At 38.7% G+C, this 2,009-nt stretch carries 3 protein-coding genes; 1 reads left to right on the top strand and 2 read right to left on the bottom strand.

The annotated features are described in order from the left end of the window. The first annotated feature begins 54 nt into the window (after window positions 1–54). On the top strand, window positions 55–795 hold the full coding sequence (locus WBJ10_RS15155) for a hypothetical protein (RefSeq protein ID WP_424291775.1): 741 nt from the start codon (window positions 55–57) through the stop codon (window positions 793–795). A 73-nt stretch (window positions 796–868) separates the two neighbouring features. Here WBJ10_RS15155 and WBJ10_RS15150 read toward each other — a convergent pair whose 3' ends face one another. After that, window positions 869–1,255, bottom strand: coding sequence for a response regulator (locus WBJ10_RS15150; protein WP_424291773.1), 387 nt, complete (start codon window positions 1,253–1,255; stop codon window positions 869–871). Window positions 1,256–1,458: 203 nt separating this feature from the next. Beyond that, the coding region (locus tag WBJ10_RS15145; RefSeq protein ID WP_424291771.1) for a hypothetical protein at window positions 1,459–2,009 on the bottom strand (551 nt) is incomplete at its 5' end.

Genomic DNA, 2,009 nt, shown 5'->3' with positions numbered 1-2,009 from the left:
TCAGATCTTGCTATTTATCGTTACGATTCTTAACTTTAAAAGAAAAGAATCGTCATGGAAAAATATTTCAAATCAGGATATTCCATAGTGGTGATTATCCTTTTTCTTGCAGGTATAATGAGCTTTGCCTATCGCTCCATACCCGACAATAGTGTGATTAACGGTGCATGGAAAATGAAGCACGGAAGTGTAGAACAGGTGTTGATCTTTAACAACGGTTATTTCATGCATACCACTTTTGATAAATCTCAAAAGCTCCTGATCCAGACACGGGGGGGTGCCTATAAATATTCCGATGATCAGCTACACGCGAAAATCGAGTTTAACTCGAAAAATAAAGAAGAGATAGGCCAGACGATTAAGTCTTCCTTTTACATTATTGATAACCGGCTTGCTTCCGATGTGAATGGTAAAAAGAGCAATTGGACCATGGTCGACAATGGTAAAGGCCCCATGGTTGGAACCTGGAGAAGCGCCGGTCGTATGCAGGATGGTAAGGTTGTATTAAGCCCGCCACGTGCACGCAAGACCTTTAAGATTTTGAGCGGATCGCGTTTTCAATGGGCTGCTATAAACGCGGAAACAACGGAGTTTTTTGGTACAGGCGGCGGCAGTTATACTTACGAAAACGGGAAATATACCGAGACACTTGATTTCTTCACAAAAGACAGTACTAAAGTGGGCAACTCCATCACCTTCGATGGTAAAGTGGAAGGCGATCTCTGGCACCATTCGGGTTTAAGCTCCCAGGGCGCAAAGATGTATGAGATTTGGAAAATGGAGCCGAAGTTATGAATTTGGTTTTAAAGCGCTTAGGCCTACCAAATAGACTGTAGTTGGGTGACTTAATATTTTATTGGTTTCCTTTTTAGCGAGTTGAGAGTTCATAGTTAATGAGCGAAGTGGTAATACACGACTTCAGTTCGTTAGCATTAAACGGCTTTTTAAAAAAACAATCTGCTTTGTACGTCATTCGATTTACTATACTCTCAAGGTCATCGGCTCCCGAAATTAAAATAACTGGTATATCGTGGAAATGTCCGCTGATCTTTAGGTTGCGGATAAAGGACTTACCGTCAATATAGGGCATCTCCAGGTCGGAAATAATCAAGTCCGGATTATTCCCCTCGTTCAGCCATGATAATGCTTCAACACCATTATACTTAATAACGAGATTATAATCCTTGGCCAGGATAAACTGAAGCAGTTTATGTATACTAATCTCATCGTCAACAACTAAAATCTGTTTTTTCATGATGTTAATGTTAAGATTAAAGATTTAAGTTTCTATAAAATCTATCAATGAAAGACAAGACTTATGCCATTTCATGTTAATCGCTTTAATGGCACTTCCAGAAGATTTTAAGGAAAGATGATATCCCAGTTTGGGGAATAAAATTCACATTAACGGAAAAATATTAACCAGTAGATTAAGTTCGTACCCGAAAGGATATTCTATTAGTTATTAAAGGCCATTGGATATCCCTTATTAATCCAGTCCTGTTTCAAGTTGACAGGGAGGTTTAATAGTTTTCCATTTAAAAAACCCATTTCCTTCATCATTTTAAAAGCCGGACGGATGTTAGGGCATTTGTCAAAAGGGCAGCAGCCACAGTATATGATTACCAGGCTATTTTTGGGAAGACCCTTTAAAGTCTTATTTAGTTTTTGGAGGTTATCATTTTCTTCTGCTGCTCCAAGCTTCTTCGCACCTGAAATATTCTCAACTACGCCGATATTTAGTATTACCGGTTTCTTTGATTTGGTGCTTTTTAAAATTGAAGCAAGCTCAGCTGGTTGCATAAGTTCTTTAGCGGTCCACAAATTTCGATTAACCAGTGACTTAGATGTATTTGCCGGAATTTGTGCTTCTGCTGCTGAAGAGGTGCAAAGAAAAGCCAGTGTTACACATGCTTGTAATAATCTATGAGAGAAGTATTTTAATCGATTCATGGTTCGGTTTGATCTATTGAAACGGTTGATATCGTATCGTATTATATATGGTCTTT

It is taken from the genome of Daejeonella sp., assembly GCF_049655485.1.
GTDB lineage: Bacteria > Bacteroidota > Bacteroidia > Sphingobacteriales > Sphingobacteriaceae > Daejeonella.
Note: the sequence above shows the minus strand (reverse complement) of the source record. Positions and strands in the feature narration are given on the sequence as shown.